Origin of the sequence: Nocardioides deserti, assembly GCF_014266025.1 — a bacterium.
Classification (GTDB): domain Bacteria; phylum Actinomycetota; class Actinomycetes; order Propionibacteriales; family Nocardioidaceae; genus Nocardioides; species Nocardioides deserti.
In genome coordinates this window covers 114,035-134,357 of sequence record NZ_JACMYC010000001.1, presented here as the reverse complement: position 1 = coordinate 134,357, position 20,323 = coordinate 114,035, and the positions used below count along the sequence as shown (strand labels likewise).

Annotated in this window: 22 protein-coding genes; 2 read left to right on the top strand and 20 right to left on the bottom strand. The window is 72.7% G+C overall.

Annotated elements, in window-relative coordinates:
• Positions 1-76: 76 nt before the first annotated feature.
• The 6 genes from hisF to hisD are packed head-to-tail and all read right to left on the bottom strand — an operon-like array spanning position 77 to position 5,290.
• Complete coding sequence (gene hisF, locus H7344_RS00700; RefSeq protein ID WP_186344110.1) at positions 77-838, bottom strand: imidazole glycerol phosphate synthase subunit HisF; 762 nt, start codon at positions 836-838, stop codon at positions 77-79.
• Complete coding sequence (gene priA / locus H7344_RS00695; protein ID WP_186344109.1) at positions 835-1,569, bottom strand: bifunctional 1-(5-phosphoribosyl)-5-((5-phosphoribosylamino)methylideneamino)imidazole-4-carboxamide isomerase/phosphoribosylanthranilate isomerase PriA; 735 nt, start codon at positions 1,567-1,569, stop codon at positions 835-837. The genes hisF and priA overlap by 4 nt, the downstream gene beginning before the upstream one ends.
• Before the next feature lie 59 nt (positions 1,570-1,628).
• Complete coding sequence (gene hisH, locus H7344_RS00690; RefSeq protein ID WP_186344108.1) at positions 1,629-2,264, bottom strand: imidazole glycerol phosphate synthase subunit HisH; 636 nt, start codon at positions 2,262-2,264, stop codon at positions 1,629-1,631.
• Positions 2,261-2,869 (bottom strand): imidazoleglycerol-phosphate dehydratase HisB, encoded by a 609-nt coding sequence (gene hisB / locus H7344_RS00685; RefSeq protein WP_166190694.1) that lies wholly within the window; start codon positions 2,867-2,869, stop codon positions 2,261-2,263. The genes hisH and hisB overlap by 4 nt, the downstream gene beginning before the upstream one ends.
• Entirely contained in the window at positions 2,866-3,981 is a 1,116-nt protein-coding gene (locus H7344_RS00680) for a histidinol-phosphate transaminase (RefSeq protein ID WP_186344107.1), read from the bottom strand. The genes hisB and H7344_RS00680 overlap by 4 nt, the downstream gene beginning before the upstream one ends.
• Positions 3,982-3,991: 10 nt before the next feature.
• Positions 3,992-5,290: a histidinol dehydrogenase gene (gene hisD, locus H7344_RS00675; protein WP_186344106.1), complete on the bottom strand. Its 1,299-nt coding sequence runs from the start codon at positions 5,288-5,290 to the stop codon at positions 3,992-3,994.
• Between the two features lie 88 nt (positions 5,291-5,378).
• Here hisD and H7344_RS00670 point away from each other — a divergent pair, with 88 nt between their 5' ends.
• Complete coding sequence (locus tag H7344_RS00670) at positions 5,379-6,044, top strand: LON peptidase substrate-binding domain-containing protein (protein ID WP_186344105.1); 666 nt, start codon at positions 5,379-5,381, stop codon at positions 6,042-6,044.
• A 23-nt stretch (positions 6,045-6,067) separates the two neighbouring features.
• Positions 6,068-6,562 carry a Cys-tRNA(Pro) deacylase gene (gene ybaK / locus H7344_RS00665; RefSeq protein WP_186344104.1) on the top strand — a complete coding sequence of 165 codons (495 nt, stop codon included), beginning with the start codon at positions 6,068-6,070 and terminating at the stop codon, positions 6,560-6,562.
• 42 nt (positions 6,563-6,604) lie between these two features.
• Here the strand turns inward: ybaK and H7344_RS00660 are convergent, their stop codons facing one another.
• The 14 genes from H7344_RS00660 to ftsZ all read right to left on the bottom strand — a co-directional run bounded on the left by H7344_RS00660 (position 6,605) and on the right by ftsZ (position 20,179).
• Positions 6,605-7,501: a hypothetical protein gene (locus tag H7344_RS00660; RefSeq protein WP_186344103.1), complete on the bottom strand. Its 897-nt coding sequence runs from the start codon at positions 7,499-7,501 to the stop codon at positions 6,605-6,607.
• On the bottom strand, positions 7,498-8,127 hold the full coding sequence (locus H7344_RS00655) for a SigE family RNA polymerase sigma factor (RefSeq protein WP_229706955.1): 630 nt from the start codon (positions 8,125-8,127) through the stop codon (positions 7,498-7,500). Before H7344_RS00655 ends, H7344_RS00660 begins: the two co-directional genes overlap by 4 nt.
• Before the next feature lie 490 nt (positions 8,128-8,617).
• Entirely contained in the window at positions 8,618-9,181 is a 564-nt protein-coding gene (locus tag H7344_RS00650; RefSeq protein ID WP_186344102.1) for a hypothetical protein, read from the bottom strand.
• Positions 9,166-12,720 carry a DNA polymerase III subunit alpha gene (dnaE, locus tag H7344_RS00645; RefSeq protein ID WP_186344101.1) on the bottom strand — a complete coding sequence of 1,185 codons (3,555 nt, stop codon included), beginning with the start codon at positions 12,718-12,720 and terminating at the stop codon, positions 9,166-9,168. The genes H7344_RS00650 and dnaE overlap by 16 nt, the downstream gene beginning before the upstream one ends.
• Before the next feature lie 162 nt (positions 12,721-12,882).
• Entirely contained in the window at positions 12,883-13,614 is a 732-nt protein-coding gene (locus tag H7344_RS00640; RefSeq protein WP_186344100.1) for a GNAT family N-acetyltransferase, read from the bottom strand.
• Positions 13,601-14,536: an RluA family pseudouridine synthase gene (locus H7344_RS00635; protein WP_186344099.1), complete on the bottom strand. Its 936-nt coding sequence runs from the start codon at positions 14,534-14,536 to the stop codon at positions 13,601-13,603. Before H7344_RS00635 ends, H7344_RS00640 begins: the two co-directional genes overlap by 14 nt.
• Positions 14,533-15,093 carry a signal peptidase II gene (locus H7344_RS00630; protein WP_186344098.1) on the bottom strand — a complete coding sequence of 187 codons (561 nt, stop codon included), beginning with the start codon at positions 15,091-15,093 and terminating at the stop codon, positions 14,533-14,535. Before H7344_RS00630 ends, H7344_RS00635 begins: the two co-directional genes overlap by 4 nt.
• Complete coding sequence (locus tag H7344_RS00625; RefSeq protein ID WP_186344097.1) at positions 15,066-15,545, bottom strand: TraR/DksA family transcriptional regulator; 480 nt, start codon at positions 15,543-15,545, stop codon at positions 15,066-15,068. Before H7344_RS00625 ends, H7344_RS00630 begins: the two co-directional genes overlap by 28 nt.
• 199 nt (positions 15,546-15,744) lie before the next feature.
• Complete coding sequence (locus H7344_RS00620; protein WP_229706829.1) at positions 15,745-16,494, bottom strand: DivIVA domain-containing protein; 750 nt, start codon at positions 16,492-16,494, stop codon at positions 15,745-15,747.
• A gap of 160 nt (positions 16,495-16,654) precedes the next feature.
• Complete coding sequence (locus tag H7344_RS00615) at positions 16,655-16,945, bottom strand: YggT family protein (RefSeq protein ID WP_186344095.1); 291 nt, start codon at positions 16,943-16,945, stop codon at positions 16,655-16,657.
• A 7-nt stretch (positions 16,946-16,952) separates the two neighbouring features.
• Entirely contained in the window at positions 16,953-17,468 is a 516-nt protein-coding gene (locus tag H7344_RS00610; protein WP_186344094.1) for a cell division protein SepF, read from the bottom strand.
• Between the two features lie 58 nt (positions 17,469-17,526).
• Positions 17,527-18,222, bottom strand: coding sequence for a YggS family pyridoxal phosphate-dependent enzyme (locus H7344_RS00605; RefSeq protein WP_229706830.1), 696 nt, complete (start codon positions 18,220-18,222; stop codon positions 17,527-17,529).
• Positions 18,219-18,938, bottom strand: a complete 720-nt coding sequence (locus H7344_RS00600; protein WP_186344093.1) for a polyphenol oxidase family protein — start codon at positions 18,936-18,938, stop codon at positions 18,219-18,221. Before H7344_RS00600 ends, H7344_RS00605 begins: the two co-directional genes overlap by 4 nt.
• Before the next feature lie 5 nt (positions 18,939-18,943).
• Entirely contained in the window at positions 18,944-20,179 is a 1,236-nt protein-coding gene (ftsZ, locus tag H7344_RS00595) for a cell division protein FtsZ (protein WP_186344092.1), read from the bottom strand.
• Positions 20,180-20,323: the final 144 nt, after the last annotated feature.

Sequence of the window (20,323 nt, the reverse complement as noted above, 5' to 3'; positions counted from 1 at the left end):
CAATTGCCGACGCCCGAGACCCGGCGGCGTACCCCGGCACGACCCCGGCACAGACCGAGGACTGCGGACGGGATCGTCACCGGACCGGGTGGCCGGCCTCGGTGAGCGCGTGCTTGACGTCGCCGACGCGCAGCGTGCCGAAGTGGAAGACCGTGGCGGCGAGGACCGCGTCGGCGCCGGCCTCGACCGCGGGCGGGAAGTGCTCGACACGGCCGGCGCCGCCGGAGGCGATGACGGGGATGGAGACCTCGCGGCGCACCGCCTCGATCAGCTCGAGGTCGAAGCCGTCCTGGGTGCCGTCGGCGTCCATGGCGTTGAGGAGGATCTCGCCCGCCCCGAGCTCGGCGGCACGGACGGCCCACTCGACGGCGTCGAGGCCGGCGGACTGGCGACCACCGTGGGTGGTGACCTCGAAGCCCGAGTCCGTGCCGGCGGCGCGTCGGGCGTCGACGGAGAGCACCAGCACCTGGTTGCCGAACCGGTCGGCGATCTCGGCGACCAGCTCGGGGCGGCGGATGGCGGCGGTGTTGACCGCGACCTTGTCCGCGCCCGCACGGAGCAGGCGGTCGACGTCGGCGGTCGAGGCGACGCCGCCGCCGACGGTCAGCGGGATGAAGACCTGCTCGGCGGTCGCCGACACGATCTCCATCGTGGTCGAGCGGCCCTCGTGGGAGGCGGAGATGTCGAGGAAGGTCAGCTCGTCGGCACCCTCGGCGTCGTACACCTTCGCCAGCTCGACCGGGTCGCCCGCGTCGCGGAGGTCCTGGAAGTTGATGCCCTTGACGACGCGGCCGGCGTCGACGTCCAGGCAGGGAATCACCCGGACGGCGAGCGTCACGACGCGCCGCCGCGGGTGAGCGCGATCGCGTCCTCGAGGGCGAACCGGCCCTCGTAGAGCGCGGTGCCGGCGATCGCGCCCTCGACGCCCTCGGGCACCAGGTCCATGAGCGCGCGGATGTCGTCGAGCGTCGAGACGCCGCCGGAGGCGATGACCGGGCGGTCGGTGACGGCGCAGACGTCGCGCAGCAGCTGGAGGTTCGGGCCGGCGAGCATGCCGTCCTTGTTGACGTCGGTGACGACGTACCGCGCGCAGCCCTCGGCGTCCAGGCGGGCGAGCGTCTCGTAGAGGTCGCCGCCGTCCTTGGTCCACCCACGGGCGGCGAGCGTCGTGCCCCGCACGTCGAGGCCGATCGCGATCCGGTCGCCGTGCTCGGCGATGATCCGCGCGCACCACTCGGGGTTCTCCAGCGCGGCGGTGCCGATGTTGACCCGGCGGCAGCCGGTCGCGAGCGCCGCCTCGAGCGACTCGTCGTCGCGGATGCCGCCGCTCATCTCCACGTCGATGTCGAGCGCGCCGACGATCTCGGCCTGCAGCTCGCGGTTCGAGCCGCGCCCGAACGCCGCGTCGAGGTCCACCAGGTGCAGCCACTCCGACCCGGCGTCCTGCCACCGGCGCGCGGCGGCGACCGGGTCGCCGTACACCCGCTCGGACCCGGCGACGCCCTGGGCGAGCTGGACCGCGCGGCCCTCGGTGATGTCGACGGCGGGCAGGAGCTGGAGGTAGGACATGGACTTCTTCCTGGCAGGGCGGGGACGGAGGACGGGGTACGACGGGGTCGGGCCGCGGCTCAGAGCGAGGCGACCCAGTTGCGGAACAGCGCCGCGCCGGCGTCGCCGGACTTCTCGGGGTGGAACTGGGTTGCCGCGAGCGGGCCGTTCTCGACGGCAGCGACGAAGCGGTCGCCACCGTGCTCGGCCCAGGTCACCAGCGGCGCCCGGGTCCGGTCGTTGGTGACCAGCGTCCAGTCGCGCACGCCGTAGGAGTGCACGAAGTAGAAGCGCTCGTCCTCGATGCCGGAGAAGAGCGTCGACCCCTCCGCCACGTCGACGGTGTTCCAACCCATGTGCGGCACGACCGGCGCCTGGAGCCGCTCCACCACGCCGGGCCACTCGTCGCAGCCGTCGGTCTCGATGCCGTGCTCGACGCCGCGGCCGAACAGGATCTGCATGCCCACGCAGATGCCGAGCACCGGGCGGCCGCCCGCGAGCCGGCGCCCGATGAGCCGGTCGCCCTTGACCGCGCGCAGGCCCTCCATGCAGGCGGCGAACGCGCCGACACCGGGGACCAGCAGGCCGTCGGCGGCCAGGCAGGTGTCGAAGTCGGAGGTCAGCTCGACGTCGGCGCCGGCGCGCTCGACCGCGCGCACGGCCGAGCGGAGGTTGCCCGACCCGTAGTCGAGGACAGCGACCTTCGGACCCGTCACAGGGCACCCTTGGTCGACGGGATGCCCGTCTCCCGCGGGTCGAGCGCGACGGCGTCGCGGAAGGCACGCGCGAACGCCTTGAACTGCGTCTCGACGATGTGGTGCGGCTCGCGGCCGGCCAGCACGCGCACGTGCAGGGCGAAGTGGCCGTGGAAGGCGATCGACTCGAAGACGTGCTGGGTCAGCGAGCCGAGGTACGCCGGCGTCGACCCGCCGAGCTGCACGTACTGCTGCCCCTCCGGCTCACCGGTGTGCACGCAGTACGGCCGCCCGGAGACGTCGACGACCGCGTGGACGAGCGCCTCGTCGAGCGGCACGGTGGCGTCGCCGAACCGGCGGATGCCGACCTTGTCGCCGAGCGCCTGGCGCAGCGCCTGCCCGAGCGCGATCGCGGTGTCCTCGGTGGTGTGGTGGGCGTCGATCCAGTGGTCGCCCTCGGACTGGACCGTCAGGTCGACCAGGCTGTGCCGCGCGAACGCGGTGAGCATGTGGTCGTAGAAGCCGATGCCGGTGGAGACGTCGTGCCGGCCCGAGCCGTCGAGGTCGACCTCGACGAGCACCTTGGACTCGCTGGTCTGGCGCTCGATCCGTGCGGTCCGGCTCATCGCTTCTCCTCCATCGGCTGGATCAGTACGTCGGTCATCGCGTGCTTGAACGCATCCATCTCGTCGGGTGTTCCGACCGAGACGCGGAGCCAGCCGTCCGGACCCACCTCGCGGACCAGCACGCCCCGGTCGAGCAGGCCCTGCCACACAGCATGGCGGTCCACGAAGGTCCCGAACAGCACGAAGTTCGCGTCGCTGTCGGCGACCTGCAGGCCCTGCTCGCGCAGCCAGGTGACGGTGCGGTCCCGCTCGGCGCGCAGCTCGTCGACCTTCCCGAGCAGCTCGGGTGCGTGCCGCAGCGCCGCGAGGGCGGCGGCCTGGGTGACGGCGGAGAGGTGGTACGGCAGGCGCACCACGCGGATCGCGTCGCAGATCGCCGGGTCCGCGGCGAGGTAGCCCAGCCGCAGCCCGGCGGCGGCGAACGCCTTGCTCATCGTGCGGGTGACGACCAGGTTGCGGTGGGTGGGCAGCAGCTCGAGCGCGCTCGGGACGCCGGCGCGACGGAACTCGCCGTACGCCTCGTCCACCACGACCAGGCCCTGCGGCTCGTAGGACGCCGCCGCCTCGCACAGCACCGTGACCGCCTCGGGCGGCAGCGCGGTGCCGGTCGGGTTGTTCGGCGAGGGCAGCAGCACGACGCTCGGCCGGTGCTCGCGCACCAGCGCTGCGGCCGCGTCGAGGTCGAGGGAGAAGTCGTCGGCGCGGCGTCCCTGCACCCAGGCGGTGGAGGTGTCGCGGGCGTACTCGGGATACATCGAGTACGTCGGCGCGAAGCTCAGCGCCGAGCGGCCCGGACCGCCGAAGGCCTGCAGCAGCTGCAGCATCACCTCGTTGGAGCCGTTGGCCGCCCACACCTGCTCGACCGCGACCCCGTGCGGGGTGTCCTGCGACAGGTAGTCCGCCAGCGCGGTGCGCAGCGCGACGTGCTCGCGGTCGGGGTAGCGGTGCAGCCCCCGGGCGGCCTCCGCGACCGACGCCGCGATGTCGGCGACGCAGGCCTCGGAGGGGCCGTAGGGGTTCTCGTTGGTGTTGAGCTGGACCGGCACGTCCAGCTGGGGGGCGCCGTAGGGCTCGAGGCCGCGCAGCTCCTCCCGGATCGGGGGGAAGGTCATGGCGGTCCCGTCAGTCCTGGAACCGGACGCGCACCGCGGCCCCGTGGCCCGGCAGGTCCTCGGCCTCGGCCAGCGTCACGACGTGGTCGGCCACCTCGGCCAGCGCGTCGCGGCTGTAGTCCACGACGTGCACCGACTTGGTGAACGCGCGCACCGAGAGCCCCGAGGAGTGGCAGGCGCAGCCGCCGGTCGGCAGCACGTGGTTGGAGCCGGCGCAGTAGTCGCCCAGGCTCACCGGCGCGTGCGGCCCGACGAAGATCGCGCCGGCGTTGCGCACGCGCGCGGCCCACCCGGCCGCGTCCTCGGTGTGGATCTCGAGGTGCTCGGCAGCGTAGGCGTTCACCACGTCGAGCCCCTGCTCGAGGTCCTCGACGAGCACGACGCCCGACTGCGGGCCGGTCAGCGCGGTGCGGATGCGCTCGCTGTGCTTGGCGGCGAGGACCTGGCCGTCCAGCTCGGCCTCGACCGCGGCGGCGAGCCGCTCGGACGGCGTGACCAGCACGGCGCCGGCCAGCGGGTCGTGCTCGGCCTGGCTGACCAGGTCGGCGGCGACGTACGCCGCGTCGGCGGTGTCGTCGGCGAGGATCGCGATCTCCGTCGGGCCGGCCTCGGAGTCGATGCCCACCTGGCCCTTGAGCAGTCGCTTGGCGGTGACGGTGTAGATGTTGCCCGGACCGGTGACCAGGTCGACCCGCTCGCACGGGCCGGTGCCGTAGGCGAACATCGCGATCGCCTGGGCGCCGCCGACGGCGTACACCTCGTCGACGCCGAGCAGGGCGCACGCCGCCAGGATCGTCGGGTGGACCTGCCCGCCGAAGTCCTTCTGCGGCGGGGAGGCCAGCGCGATCGACTCGACGCCGGCGACCTGGGCGGGCACGACGTTCATCAGCACGCTGGAGACCAACGGCGCGAGGCCGCCGGGGACGTAGAGGCCGACGCGGCGGATCGGCACCTTGCGGTGGGTCACCCGCGCGCCGGGGCCGAGGTCGGTGACGGCGTCGCGCTCCAGCTCGGCCTCGCAGGTCGCGCGGAGCCGGCGGACGGACTCCTCCAGCGCCGCGCGGATGGCGGGGTCGAGGCGCTCGAGCGCCTCGGTGGTGGCTCCGGCCGGCACGCGCAGCTCGTCGAGCTCGACGCCGTCGAACTGGCGCGCGTACTCCTTGATCGCGTCGACGCCGCGGGTGCGCACCGCCTCGCAGATCGCATGCACCGCGGGCACCGCTGCCTCGACGTCGAAGTCGGCCCTCGGGACGACGTCGCGGTAGTCGACGGGACCCTCGGTCCCGCGCAGGTCGATGCGGCGGATCATGGGGCCGATCCTACGTTCGCGGCCGGTGCCGCCTCGAACCGGCGACGCCCGCCGGACCACCCACCCTCGTCGCACTAGGTTGGGTCCCGTGACCGACACGCTGCCGATGTTCCCGCTCAACGCGGTGCTCTTCCCCGGCGTCAGCGTGCCGCTGACCGTCTTCGAGGACCGCTACCGCGCGATGGTCCACCACCTGCTGCGCGTCGAGGACCCTGCCGAGCGCGTCTTCGGGTCGGTCGCCATCCGGGAGGGCTACGAGGTCGGCGACCACGGCGCGCAGTCGCTCTACCGGATCGGCGTGCGCGTGCAGCTCACCGAGGTCGAGCCCCACCCCGACGGCTCCTTCGACGTCGTCGCGGTCGGGCTGGACCGCATCGAGCTCGACCACCTCGATTCCACCGGGCTGTTCCCGGTCGGCCACGTCGTCGACCGGCCCGAGCCGACCAAGCCGGTGCCCGACGAGCTGCTGGAGCAGGCGCGGGCGACGTTCGTGGCCTACCGGGCGGCGCTCACCGAGATCCGCGCCGACCCCTACGACGGCACGCTGCCGCGCGACCCGTCGTACCTCTCCTGGACGCTGGCTGCCTGCGCTCCCCTGCCCATGCCCGAGCGGCAGATGCTGCTGGAGGCCGAGGACGCCGAGGAGCGGCTCGTGCTCGTCACCGACCTCCTCCGCACCGAGCTGCGCGCGATGAACGTCATCCCGTCCCTGCCGGCCACCGACGTCGCGCGGACCCGCTGGTCCCCGAACTAGCAGGCCCCGACACTCGAGGAACCATGGCGAAGAAGAAGGCCGCCCGCGCCGGCGGAACCCCCGCGACCGTCGCGCTCACCGCGGCGGGGATCGCGTTCACGACCCACGAGTACGACCACGACCCCCGCGCGGCCTCCTTCGGGCTCGAGGCGGCCGAGGCGCTCGGGCTCGACCCGGCCTGCGTGTTCAAGACGCTGATGGCGAACGTCGACGGCAGGCTCGCCGTGGGCATCGTGCCGGTCGACCGCCAGCTCGACCTCAAGGCCCTCGCGCGCGCCCTCGGCGGGAGCAAGGCGGCGATGGCCGACGTGTCCGCGGCCGAGCGCGCGACGGGGTACGTCGCCGGCGGGATCTCCCCGGTCGGCCAGAAGCGCCCACACCCGACCGTCGTCGACGCGACCGCGCTCGAGCACCCGACCGTCTACGTCTCCGGCGGTCGGCGTGGGCTCGACCTCGGCCTCTCCCCCGCCGACCTGGTCGGGACCACCGCGGCCGTCGTCGCACCGATCGCCCGCTGAGCGCCGGCGGTCGCGCGGGTCGGAGCACGAACCTGCCGGGGCTCAGTAACAGACGAAGTCGGGGTCCGGCTCGCCCGCCGGTCGGAAGACCACGGGCTCGTCGAGGCCGGCATAGGTGAAGACGGCCCGGTCAGCAGAAGTTCGGCTGGCGGTGCCGCGGAGCAGGTCACCGCCCGTCGGGGACGAGCCGTTGCCGACCGGCTCGGTCTCCCAGAGCGCCCCGTCGATCCTGGCAAAGCGCAGGCCGCAGTGGGCGTACACGACCACCTCTGCCGTCGCTCCGAACGGGAGCCGCTCGTTCCCGGCGCCGTCGAGCAGTGGGCTCGGACCGTCGTCGCCGGCCGCGTCCGGGCCCCCCGCCGCCGTCCGCGGGGAGACCGCGACGTCGGACTGGACGTGGAACACCTCCGCCCCGGACGGCAGGCACGGGTGCGGGTCGCCGGTGCCGGACCCGAAGCCGCCTCCCATCCGGACGCGCTGGCCCTGGCGGGCGACCTCGTCCCCCGCGGCGTCGTGGAGGCGGACCGCGCCGTCCGCATCGACCATGGCGGTGTACCCCGCTGGCCAGGTGGCGTAGGTGGGTGGGCCGTCGCCGGCGTGGTCGAGGACGACGCAACCCTCGTCGTCCAGCCCGAGCACGCCGGACATCAGCGCCAGCTCCGAGATGTCTCCCGGCTCCCAGCCGTTGGTCGGCAGGTTCACCGGTCTCGTGCTCGACGGCGCGGCCGGGCCGTCGACAACGTGGTCGGCGGGACCTCCGAGGCCGATCGTCATCCCCGCGACCACCAACGCGGTCGCGGCGGCGGCCCCCGCCACGGCGACGGTGCGGCGGCGATGCCGCGCCCTCTGACCGGCGCGCAGCAAGCCGTCCACGGGAGCTGGACGGACCGGCAGGTCGGCGAGCATCCGGTCGAGCAGGTCGGGGGTCTGATCGTTCACGGCTGGCGTCCTTCGGCGAGGTGCGGTGAGCGGGCGAGCTGGTCGAGCGCGCGCGCGAGGCGACTCTTGACCGTGCCGGGCGCCACGCCCAGGACCGTGGCGGTCTGCTGCTCGCTCAGCTGAGCGAGATGGCGCAGGACGACGACCTCGCGGTGGGCCGGTGACAGGTCGGCCAGTGCGCGGCGGACCGCGTCCGCCGCGTCGACGTCCCCGGTCGGGTCGGCCGTGACCTGCTCCGGCAGGGTGTCGGTAGGCCGCTCGCCCCACCAGTGCCGGCGGCGGCTGTCGCGGTGGCAGTTCAGCAGGATGCGATACACGTAGGCGTCGCGGTCGTCCGCACGGCGTACTCGCGACCACGACGTGTAGCACCGCAGCAGCGTCGTCTGAGCGAGGTCATGGGCTTCGTCGAGGGTGCAGCCGAGCACGACCGCGGAGCGCACGAGGTTGCTCCAACGCGCGTCGGCGTAGGCGGAGAAGTCCTCGTCGTCGTCCATCAGTACTCCTGTCGGTGCTCGCTCCTCGTCCGACGAGGTGGCGCCGTCATCCGGTTCCATCGAAGCCGGCCGGATCTCTGCTCGGAAGATCGCGGCGGAACCGTCGACCATGCCCACCCGTCCCAGCGGCATGAACACGCGCCGTCTCCTCGCGTCCGCAGCCGGCCTGCTCGCCGTCCTCTCCTGGACGCCCGGCGCCGCCGCCGTGCCCCTCGACGTCGAGCACGCACCGCCCGTGCTCGCTCGGCTTGCGCCCGTCCACGACCGACCGGTGGGCATGCCCCTGATGCTCCCGGGCCGTCCTCCGGTGCCGATGCCGCGGTGGCGCACCGAGCACCTTCCGCGTCCCGTGCCGATGCCCGAGCTGGTGCCCGAGCTGGTGCCCGAACTGGTGCCTGACCTCCGCGTCGGACCGCCGCGGACCCTCGGTCCCTGCCTCGACTCGCCCGTCGGATCGCCTCGGCTGCGCGTGAGCTGCGTCCCCGGGCCGGCGCCGGACGTCGCCGCACCGCGACTCCGCTGAGCGCCGCCTCGGCGAGCCGGTCACGGAGGACTCAGGCTGGGCGACCGCGCGCACCGTGCGGTACGGCACGGCCACGGCTGACCGCGGCGTACCGCACCGTCAGTGCGGGTCGGTCCCGGCGACGGCGCGCTTGGTGGTGACGAGGAAGACGACCGCCATGCCGACGAGCGCCCCGCCCGGGAGGGCGAGCCAGGCGTGAGGCAGGTCGACGACGAGCGCGGACTCGAGCTCGGTGCCGTCGGGGGCGGTGCGCGCGAGCACCTGGGGGTCGGCCGGGCTCCACTCGAGGCCCAGGCGGAGCATCAGCCACCCGCCGAGCCCCGCACCCACGAGGGTCGCGACCAGGGTGAGCAGCTCGGAGCGGTCGAAGAGGAACGCGGTGACCGCACCGACCAGGAAGCCGGTCAGCACCGCGACGAGCACGAACAGGCCGGTGCCGGAGAACGCGGCGCGCAGACCGTCCTCGTCCGGGAACCAGCGGCCGTCCTGGACCACGCCGGTCGACGGCGACCACAGCTGGAACCACACCACGGCCGCGACCAGCCCGGCGACCACCAGGGTCGCCACCACGGCGAGCGCCTGCGCGACGAGCGCCAGCACCGGCGAGCGCCGGGGCGACGACCCGACCCCGGTGCGGGCCGGCGCGGTCAGCTGGTCAGGCACCCGGGCCCCAGCAGCTGCTTGAGGTCGGCGAAGAGCGCAGGGCTCGGCGTGACCCGGTGGTGGTCGCCGATGCGCATGACCAGGGTCTTGTCGCGCATGAGGACGCGCAGGTGCACCTCGGTCATGCCGGGATGGGTGGAGAGCACGTCCTTGAGGTGAGCCACCACGTCGGTGTTGACACGGGTCTGCGGCACCTTGATCACCACCGGGCCGGACGGACCCTCGGAGATGTCGGGGACCGTGACCTCCTGCCCGTGGATCTCCGGCTGGTCCTTGCTGCGCGAGAGCCGGCCCTTGACGGTGAGGATCGCGTCCTCGGTGAGGTAGGTGCTGGCCAGCTGGTAGGCGCTGGGGAACAGCAGCACGTCGATCGCGCCGTCGAGGTCCTCGAGCGTGATCAGCGCCCAGGCGTCGCCGCGCTTGGTGATCTTGCGCTGCACCGAGGTGACCAGGCCGCTGACGGTGATCGGCGAGCCGTCGGAGCGGTCCTCGTCGAGCATCAGCTGGCCGATGGTGCAGTCGGTGCCGTCGGAGAGCACGTGCTCCAGCCCGAGCAGCGGGTGGTCGGAGACGTAGAGCCCGAGCATCTCCCGCTCGTGGCCCAGCAGGGTCATCTTGTCCCAGTCGTCGATGTCGGGGATCGCGACCGAGACGCCGAAGCCGGAGGTGTCGTCGAGGCCGCCGAACAGCGAGTCCTGGCCGATCGCCTCGTTGCGCTTGATGTCGACGTACTGGTCCACGGCCGTCTCGTGGATCGCCACCAGGGCACGGCGCCGGTGCTTGAGGTCGTCGAACGCACCGGCCTTGATCAGCGACTCGATGACCCGCTTGTTGCAGACCTGCGCCGGCACCTTGTCGAGGAAGTCGTTGAAGTCGGTGTAGCGACCCTTCTCCTCGCGGGCGGCCACGATGCCGTCGACGACGTTCGCCCCGACGTTGCGGATCGCGGTGAGACCGAAGCGGATGTCGGAGCCGACCGGCGTGAAGTCGTGCGCGGAGGAGTTCACGTCCGGCGGGAGCACCTGGATCTTCATCCGGCGGCACTCGTTGAGGTAGATCGCCAGCTTGTCCTTGTCGTCCTTGGCCGACGTCAGCAGGGCCGCCATGTACTCGGCCGGGTAGTTCGCCTTGAGGTAGGCGGTCCAGTAGGTGATGACGCCGTACGCCGCGGAGTGGGACTTGTTGAAGGCGTAGTCGGAGAACGGGAGCAGGATCGCCCAGAGCGTGTCGATCGCGTCCTGGGGATAGCCGCGCTCGAGCATGCCGGCCTGGAAGCCGGCGTACTGCTTGTCCAGCTCCTCCTTCTTCTTCTTGCCCATCGCGCGACGCAGGTTGTCCGCGGCGCCCAGGGTGAAGCCGGCGAGCACCTGCGCGATCGCCATGACCTGCTCCTGGTAGACGATCAGGCCGTAGGTCTCCCCCAGGACCGGCTCGAGCGCCTCGGCCAGCGCGGGGTGGATCGGGTCGATCGGCTCGCGGCCGTTCTTGCGCCGGGCGTACTTGTTGTGCGAGTCCGCGCCCATCGGGCCGGGGCGGTAGAGCGCGCTGACCGCGGTGATGTCGGCGAACTGGTCGGGCTGCATCGAGCGCAGCAGCGCCCGCATGCCGCCACCGTCGAGCTGGAAGACGCCGAGCGTGTCGCCGCGGCCCATCAGCTCGTAGGTCGGCCGGTCGTCGAACGGCAGCTCCTCCAGGACGACCTTCTCGCCGCGGTTGGCCTCGATGTTGACCAGCGCGTTCTCCAGGATGTGGAGGTTGCTCAGGCCGAGGAAGTCCATCTTGACCAGCCCGAGCGCCTCGCACATCGGGTAGTCGAACTGGGTGATGATCGCGCCGTCCTGCGGCCGCGACATGATCGGCACGATGTCGATCAGGGGGTCGCTGGACATGATCACGCCGGCGGCGTGGACGCCCCAGTTGCGGATCTGCCCCTCGAGGCCGACTGCGGTCTCGTAGATCGTGCGGACATCGACGTCGGAGTCGTGCAGCGCGCGGAACTCCCCGCCCTCGCCGTACCGCTTGTGCTCGGTGTTGAACAGCTCCTTGAGCGGGACGCCCTTGCCCATCACGTCGGCGGGCAGCGCCTTGGTGATGCGGTCGGAGATAGCGAAGCCGTAGTCGAGCACGCGGGCGGCGTCCTTGATCGCGGCCTTGGCCTTGAGCCGGCCGAAGGTGGCGATCTGCGCGACCCGGTCGGCGCCGTACTTCTGGGTGACGTAGGCGATGACCTCGCCGCGGCGGTGGTCGTCGAAGTCGATGTCGAAGTCGGGCATCGAGGGGCGCTCGGGGTTGAGGAACCGCTCGAAGAACAGCCCGTGCTCCAGCGGGCACAGGTCGGTGATGCGCAGGGCGTACGCCGCGATCGAGCCCGCACCGGAGCCTCGACCCGGTCCGACGCGGATGCCGTTGTCCTTGGCCCACTGGATGAAGTCGGCGACCACGAGGTAGTAGCCGCAGTAGCCCTTGGCCGAGATGACGCCGAGCTCCATCTCGACGCGCTCGCGGACCTCCTCGGTCACCCGGTCGCCGGGGTAGCGGGACTCGATGCCGCGCCAGACCTCCTTGCGGAACCAGCTCTCCTCGGTCTCGCCGGCGGGGATGTCGGCGCGCGCCATGTAGCCGCCGGTGGACTCGACGAACTCGACCTCGCAGCGCTCGGCGATCGCGAGCGTGTTGTCGCACGCCTCGCGCATGCCGTGCTTGCCGGCCCAGAGCTCGCGCATCTCCGCGGCGGACTTGATGTAGTAGCCGCCCCCGTCGAACTTCAGCCGGTTGGTGTCGGAGAGCCGCTTGCCCGACGCGACACAGATGAGCGCGTCGTGCGCCGCGGCGTCCTCAGGGTTGTTGTAGTGCGAGTCGTTGGTGGCCAGCGGCGGGATGCCGAGCTCGCGGCCGAGCCGCAGCAGGTCGTCGCGGACCCGCTTCTCCACCGAGATGTCGTGGTCCATCAGCTCGAGGAACACGTTGTCGCGGCCGAACATGTCCTGCAGCTCGCCGGCCTCGCGGACCGCCTCGTCCCACTGGCCCAGCCGCAGCCGGGTCTGGATCGCGCCGCTGGGGCAGCCGGTGCTGACGATGATCCCCTCGCTGTGCTCGGCGAGGATCTCCTTGTCCATCCGGGGCTTGTAGAAGTAGCCCTCGAGGCTGGAGCGCGAGGACAGCCGGAAGAGGTTGTGCATGCCGGCGGTGTTCTCCGCCCACATCGTCATGTGGGTGTAGGCGCCGCCACCGGCGACGTCGTCGCCGCCCTCCTCCCGGCCGTCACCCTTGCCCCACCGCACCCGCTTGCGCTCCCCGCGCGGCGTGCCCGGGGTGAGGTACGCCTCGATGCCGATGATCGGCTTCACGCCGTGCTTGCGGGCCTTGGACCAGAAGTCGAAGGCGCCGTGCAGGTTGCCGTGGTCGGTCATCGCGATGGCCGGCATCTCGAGGTCCGCGGTCCGCGCGAACAGCCCGTCGAGCAGCGAGGCCCCGTCGAGCATGGAGTACTCGGTGTGGACGTGCAGGTGGACGAAGGAGTCCTTGGTGCCGGTCGACATCGGCGGTATCGAGCTCCTCTGGGTCGAAGCGGCAGGCGGGCAGCATCAGCCACCGGGTGGATGGCCCGGCGTCGATCCTTGGGGAAGGACGTCAGGCTACTTCACGGCCGCGGCCCATGCTGGCACTCGCCGCCGACAGCGCGGTCGGACGTGATGCAGCCGTCAGCGACCGGTGCGGAGGTCCTCGGCGGCGGCGTCGAGGGAGGCGGTGATGATCGCGTCCATGACCGGGACGAGCCGGTCGGTGCCGAGCCGCGGGGCCCGGCGGGCGACCCGCTCCGCGACCTCCCGCTCGCGGGCGGGGTCGCGGGTGGGGTCGGTCTTGAGCGGCTGGATCGCGCGGGTGAGGGCGGCGCGGCGGGCGAGCAGGTCGCCCAGCTCCTCGTCGACCTCGTCGACCAGCCCGCGGAGGAACCGCAGCGGGTCGCGGCCGGGCCAGGCCATGCGTACGTCGGGGGCGCGCTCCTCGTTCGCGGAGCCGTCGGTCTCCTCGAGCTCGACCAGCCCGTGGCGGGCGTAGAACGCGCGGGCGGGGGCGTTCGAGGCGAAGACCCACAGGCAGAAGCCGTCCGCGAGCCGGTCCTTGACGACGTCGAGCAGCAGCGACCCGACGCCCTGGCGGGCGGCCGACGGGTCGACGTACAGGTCGTCGAGCCAGGTCGAGGTGTGCCGGGCGTAGCCCAGGACCCGCTCCCCCGCCTCGGCGACCCAGACCTGGTCGGCGCCGATCCGGGTGGCGAGGAACGGCGCGAGCGTGCTGTCGGGGTGCGCGGGCTCGGGCATCGGCGCCGCCCGCCGCGCGCGCAGGTGCACGGCGGCCAGCGCGCCCGCGTCACCCGGCACGGCCGGGCGGACCGTCACGTCGGGACCGGTGGAGGCGTCAGTGGGCGTCACGGATGACCTCGAGCGCGTGCGCCAGGTCGGCGGGGTACGTCGACTCGTAGCTCACCTGCTCGCCGGTCTCGGGGTGCTCGAAGCCGAGCCGCACCGCGTGCAGCCACTGCCGCTCCAGGCCCACCCGGCGGGCGAGCGTCGGGTCGGCGCCGTAGGTGATGTCGCCGACGCACGGGTGCTTGAGGGCCGCCATGTGCACGCGGATCTGGTGGGTGCGGCCGGTCTCCAGGTGCACCTCGAGCAGGCTGGCGAACCGGTGCGCCTCGAGGGTGTTGTAGTGCGTGACGCTGGCCCGGCCGTCGGCCATGACCGCGAACTTGTAGTCCGCCTTGGGGTGCCGGCCGATCGGGGCGTCGACGGTGCCCTCGAGCGGGTCCGGGTGCCCCTGGACGAGCGCGTGGTAGGTCTTGTCGACCGTGCGGTTGCGAAAGGCGTTCTTCAGCACCGAGTAGGCGTGCTCGGACTTGGCGATCACCATGACGCCCGAGGTGCCGACGTCGAGGCGCTGGACGATGCCCTGTCGCTCGGAGGCGCCGCTGGTGGCGATCCGGAAGCCGGCGCCGGCGAGGTGGCCGACGACCGTCGGGCCGGACCACCCGGGCGAGGGGTGGACGGCGACGCCGACGGGCTTGTCGATGACGACGATCGCGTCGTCGTCGTGGATGATCCCGATCCCCTCGACGATCTCCGGCACGATCTCGAGCGGGTCGGCCATGCTCGGGATGGTCACGTCGAGCACGGCGCCGGGGAGCACACGGTCGCTCTTGCCGACGTCGGCGCCGTCGAGCTGCACGTGGCCCGCGGCGATCAGGTCGGCCGCGCGGGTGCGGGACAGCCCGAACATCCGCGCGATGGCGGCGTCGACCCGCTCGCCGGCGAGGCCGTCGGGCACGGACAGGCTGCGGTGGTCGACCTGCGTCACGCGTCCTCACCCTCCCGGGTGCCGTCGATCCGGATCCCGCGGAACGCCTGCAGCAGGATCAGCCCCGCCGCGACGTTGATGCAGATGTCGGCCACGTTGAAGACCGGCCAGCTCGGCAGCATGAACATGTCGATCACGTGCCCGCGCAGCGGCCCGGGCGAACGCAGCAGCCGGTCGGTGAGGTTGCCGACGATCCCGGCGAGCAGCACGCCCAGGGCCACGGCCCACAGGACGCTCCCGACGCGACGGGCCAGCCACAGGACGACACCGGTGGCGACGATCGCGACGCAGGAGAGCACCACGGTGTACTCCGTGCCGGTGCTGAACGCCGCGCCCGGGTTGCGCACCAGGTGCAGCACGAGCAGGTCGCCGACGACCTCGACGTCCGGGCGGCCGGTGAGGTGCTCGACCGCGAGGACCTTCGAGACCACGTCCGTGGCGTACAGCGCCGCGAAGATGCCGGCGAGCAGCAGCCGGAGGCGTGCCCGGCGAGGCGGAGAGGGTACGGCGGGACGGTCGGTGTCGTCGCTCAGCGACGTTCCTCGCGCTGCTTGCATGGCATGCAGAGTGTCGCACGCGGGAAAGCCATCAGCCGCATCTTGCCGATGGGTTCGCCGCACGACTCGCACACGCCGTACGTGCCGTCGTCGATGCGCCCCAGGGCCCGGTCGATCTGGGCCACCTTGTCGCGCTCGTTGCTCAGCACGGTGAGCTCGTGGTCGCGCTCGAACGACGACGAGCCGATGTCGGCCTGGTCCTGCCCGGCGCCGTCGCCGGAGTCACGCATCAGGCCCGAGATCTCCTCGTCGAGGTTCTCGACGATGGACGCGCTGTGCTTGCGCTGCTCGTGCAGCTCGTCGATGACCTCGGCGAGCTCCTCGCTCGTCCAGGCCTCCTCGCCCTCCTTGACGACCAGGCTCGCCAGCGGCGCCTGGGTCGCCGCCGCCTCGGTGCTGCCTGCTCCCTTGCCCGCCGCCTTCGCGGTGGTCCTCCCAGCGCTGCCTGCCATCGGTCCTCCTCGGGCCGGTCGCCCGGCGACCTGCGGTCACCGTGTGGGCGGAGGGTAGCCGAGCGCGGGGGCCGGGCCAACCGCGGACCGCGGGAGATCACCGAGATCCGGGCCCGGCGGCCGGTCCGGGACGACGGACGGCCGGCCCCCTGGTGAGGGGGCCGGCCGTCCGGGAGTCGTGCGTGGTGCGGTGCTGCCGTCAGCTCTCGTCCTCGCCGAGGATCGAGCGGAGCCGCTTCGGCGCGGGCTGCTCGTCGTTCGGCGCGGCGCTCTCGGTGGAGCCGAGGGCCTCGAGCTGCTGGGTGAAGTAGGTCTTGAGGCGGGAGCGGTACTCGCGCTCGAACGAGCGAAGGGTCTCCACCTCGCTGCTGAGGCGGTCCCGCTCGCGCTCGAGCTCGCCGAACATCTGCTGGCGGCGCTCGGCGGTCTCGGAGTCGAGCATCTGCGCGCGGGTGCGGGCGTCGGACTCGAGGCGGTCGGCCTTCGACTTCGACTCCGCCTCCAGGCGCTCGGCCTTGGTGCGCGCCTCGCCGACGATCTTGTCGGCGTCGTTCTTCGCCTCCTCGACCAGCTCGTCGGCGTTGCGGGTGGCGATCTCGAGCAAGCGGGCCGCAGCGTTCGAGGCCTGCGGGACCGTCTCGACGCGGATCGTCTCGACCGGGCCGCCGACGTTCGCGGCGACGGGCTGCGCGACGGGGGCCGGCTCCGGCTCGGGCGCCTTCTCGGCCACCGGCTCGGGGGTGGGCTCCGGCTGGGCGACCGGCACCGGCTGGGTGCCCGACTGCACGGAGGACAGCTTGGCCCGGAGGTCGTCGTTCTCCTTCGTCAGCCGCGCGAGCTCGGCCTCCACCTCGTCGAGGAACTGGTCGACCTCCCCCATGTCGTACCCCTCGCGGAGCCGGACGGGAGTGAATCGCTTGTTGCTCACGTCCTCAGGCGTCAGCGGCATGACCTCACCCATTCGTTGTCGTGTCGGTTGTGGCAGAGCGTTCGCAGAGCGGTGGCCGAGCGGTGACAGAGCGTCGCGCAGCTGCTCCGTCGAACAATAGCGCTTGGCCTGGGACCGGTGTGACCCGGCGGACGCGCTGGTCGGGAGCGGGACGCAGTGGCTAGAAGGCCAGCCCGCGGAAGATGTTGAGCAGGATCCAGGCGACGATCATCACCAGGATGAAGCTCAGGTCGAGCGCCACGCTGCCCAGCCGCAACGGCGGCACGACGCGGCGCAGAGCCTTGATCGGCGGGTCGGTGATCGAGTAGACGACCTCGAGCACCACCAGCAGCGGGCCCGACGGCGACCAGGACCGGGCGAAGACCTGCACCCAGTCGACGATGAACCGCACCCACAGCAGCGCGACGAAGGCCCAGGTGAGGCCGTAAGCGATCTGCCAGACGGCGTTCAATGACTCCTCAGCTCTGGTTGAAGAAACCGCCCTCGGCGATCCGCTGCTTGTCCTCCGCAGCCACCGAGACGTTGGGCGGCGACAGCAGGAACACCTTGTTGGTGACCCGCTCGATCGTGCCACGGGTGGCGAAGACCAGGCCGGCGGCGAAGTCGACGAGACGCTTGGCGTCGGCGTCGTCCATCTCCGAGAGGTTCATGATCACCGGGACGCCCTCGCGGAAGTTCTCCCCGACCGTGCGCGCCTCGTTGTAGGTGCTCGGATGCAGGGTGGTGATCCGGCTGAGCTCCGCGACCACGCCCGGCGACGGCACGGGGGCCACGGGCGCCACCGGACGGCGGCGCTCGGCGAGGTCGGCCACGGGGGCCGGGCCGGCGGCGCGGGGCCGCTGGGCGCGCGCCGCCGCGGCGACCGGCGTCGTCTCCTGGGTGTGGTAGTCGTCGCCGTCGTACTCGTCGTCGTACCGGCCGGTGTCCTCGAGCAGGCCGAGGTACTCGCCGATCCTGCGCATCGCGCCGCTCATGGGTGTGACCTTTCGGGACTCAGCGCCCGCAGGGGGCACTCCTTGGATGTTCCGGACACTACTTCCCCGCAGGCCTCGAACCGAGGACCGCGGAGCCAATCCGCACGTGTGTCGCGCCGAGGCGCACCGCGTGCTCGAGGTCGCCGGACATGCCGGCGGACAACCAGGTCGCCGCCGGGTGCTCGGCGACGAACGCCGCGCGCACCTCGGCCAGCCGGGCGAACGCCGTCGCCGGGTCCTCCCCCAGCGGCGCGACGGCCATCAGGCCGCGCAGCCGCAGGTCCTGCTCCTGACCCACCCGCTCGGCCAGGGCCGGCAGGGCATCGGGGTCGACACCCGCCCGTCCCTCGCGCCCGGGCGGGTCCAGGCTGACCTGGAGCAGCACGTCGAGGGGCTCGTCGCGGGCTGCGGCCCCGCGGGCCAGCGGACCGACGAGCTTGGCGCGGTCGACGGACTCCACGACCGAGGAGTACGCCGCGACCGCGGCCGCCTTGTTCGACTGCAGGCCGCCGATGAAGTGCCAGCGCAGACCGAGGTCGGCACACTCCTGGGCCTTGGCCTCGGCCTCCTGGTGGCGGTTCTCCCCGACGTCGGTGACGCCGAGGTCGGCCAGCAGCCGCACGTCGGAGGCGGGGAAGAACTTGGTGACCACCACGAGGGTGACCTCGTCGGGGTCGCGGCCGGCCTCGTCGCACGCGGCAGCGATCCGCTCGCGCACCGCTGCCAGGCCGGCGGCCAGCTCCTGGCGCCTCACGACAGCCTCCTGACCAGCCCGGCGTGGCGACCGGCACCCCGGCCGTCGCGCCGGTGGGAGTAGAGGTCGGGCGACTCCACCGTGCAGCGGGAGACGTCGACGACCTCCACGTCGAGCCGCTCCAGCTGCGCACGGACACCGGCGCCGAGGGCGAGGGACGGCGTGCCCCACGTTGTCGTCGCGACCGTCGTCGGCTCCACCGACCCCACCTCCTCCTGCATCTCCTGCGGCACCTCGTAGCAACTCCCGCACACGTGCGGGCCGATCCACGCGACCACGTCGGTCGCACCCAGCTCGCGCATCCGCTCCACCGTCGCCGGGACGACCCCGGCGGTGACGCCCACCCGCCCGGCGTGAGCGGCGCCCACGACCGTGCCGCCCGAGAGCAGCACCGGCACGCAGTCGGCCGCGCGGACCATGAGGACGACGTCGGTCCGGGTGGTGACGAGCCCGTCCCCGGGCACGCGCTCGACCGGCCCGTCCGCGGTCACGACCTCGCGGCCGTGTACCTGGCGCAGGTCGGCGAGCGCCGCGTCCGGGGCGAAGTCCGCGAGCACCCGGCGGAGGTTCTCCGTGCGGGCCTCCTCCGGGTCGTCGCCCTCGATGGCCAGGTCCAGCTCGTCCCACGGCGCCGCGCTGACCCCGCCGAGGCGGTCGGTGAAGGCGAGCTCCACGGACCGGCCGGCGGGGCCGTGCGTCGTGCGGAAGGCGTACAACCCGACTACTTCAGGAAGTCCGGCACGTCCAGGTCGTCGTCGTCGAACTGGACCTGGCGCGGCGCCGGGCGGGCCGCCGGCTGGGCCGGCTGCGACTGCTGGGCGGGCGCGGCCTGCTGGAACGGGGCGGCCTGCGGGCGGCTCGCCGCCGCGACCGGCTCGCGCTGCTCCGAGCGGGCGGGCGCGTCGCCGCGGCCGGCCGCGAGCGCCTGGGCCGCGTTGCGGGTCTCCTCCTGGCTCTGCTGCGGCTTCGGCTCGCGGCGCAGGACCGTGCCCTCGTCGCGTCGCTTCGGCGTACCCCCGTCGAAGCCGGCGGCGATGACCGTGACCCGGACCTCGTCACCGAGGGCGTCGTCGATGGTCGCGCCGAAGATGATGTTGGCCTCGGGGTGCACGGCCTGCGCGACCAGGGCGGCCGCCTCGTTGATCTCGAACAGGCCGAGGTCGGAGCCGCCGGCGATCGAGAGCAGGACGCCGTGCGCGCCGTCGATGGACGCCTCGAGCAGCGGGCTGGAGACCGCCATCTCCGCGGCGGCGACCGAGCGGTCCTCGCCGCGGGCCGAGCCGATGCCCATGAGAGCCGAGCCGGCGTTGGCCATGACCGACTTGACGTCGGCGAAGTCGAGGTTGATCAGGCCGGGGGTGGTGATCAGGTCGGTGATGCCCGAGACGCCCTGGAGCAGGACCTGGTCGGCCTGCTTGAACGCGTCGAGCACCGAGACGTTGCGGTCGCTGATCGAGAGCAGCCGGTCGTTCGGGATGACGATGAGGGTGTCGACCTCCTCGCGCAGCGCGGCGATGCCCTCCTCGGCGGAGTTGGCGCGGCGGCGGCCCTCGAAGGCGAACGGTCGGGTCACGACGCCGATGGTCAGCGCACCGAGCGAGCGGGCGATGCGCGCGACGACCGGCGCGCCGCCGGTCCCGGTGCCGCCACCCTCGCCGGCGGTCACGAAGACCATGTCCGCGCCCTTGATGACCTCCTCGATCTCGTCGGCGTGGTCCTCGGCGGCGCGGCCACCGACGTCGGGGTTCGCGCCGGCGCCGAGGCCGCGGGTGAGCTCGCGACCGATGTCGAGCTTGACGTCGGCGTCGCTCATGAGCAGGGCCTGGGCGTCGGTGTTGATCGCGATGAACTCGACACCCTTGAGCCCCACCTCGATCATCCGGTTGACGGCATTGACGCCGCCACCGCCGATGCCCACGACCTTGATGATGGCCAGGTAGTTCTGTGCAGCTGCCACGGCGGCTTCGCCTTTCGATGGAGGTCGGTTCAGGTCTGGGTGCGATGCGTGCGGACGGTGGCCCGCGCGGGGAAGTCGTCCGACTCGGTGTGTCCGCAACTCTGACCCTCAGGTGGAGGGTTATAGTTATGTCAACCTCGTCGT